Raw genomic sequence first — 223 nt, 5'->3', positions numbered from 1 at the left:
CGTCTGACGCATGTTCTGTGGACCGGCAAGGCCCGGACGCCCGGCGGCACGGCGCGCAACGCCGTGTTCTACGGCGACAAGGCCATCGACCGCTCGCCCTGCGGGACGGGAACCTCCGCCCGCATGGCGCATCTTGCCGCGCGCGGCGCCTTGAAGGAGGGCGACGCCTTCGTGCACGAGAGCATCATCGGCTCTACCTTCACCGGCCGCATCGAGGGCCGCG

The 223-nt window shown here is 71.3% G+C and carries 1 protein-coding gene; it reads left to right on the top strand.

All coding sequences use genetic code 11. The features are described 5' to 3' along the window. Positions 1–223: proline racemase family protein (locus E4K09_RS16515; RefSeq protein WP_193557304.1), on the top strand; the 223-nt coding region annotated here is incomplete at both ends.

The organism is Microvirga pakistanensis (assembly GCF_004458765.1).
In the GTDB taxonomy this organism is placed as follows: Bacteria; Pseudomonadota; Alphaproteobacteria; order Rhizobiales; family Beijerinckiaceae; genus Microvirga; species Microvirga pakistanensis.
The sequence above is the reverse complement of the archived record's forward strand: the minus strand, read 5'-3'. Positions and strand labels throughout refer to the sequence as shown.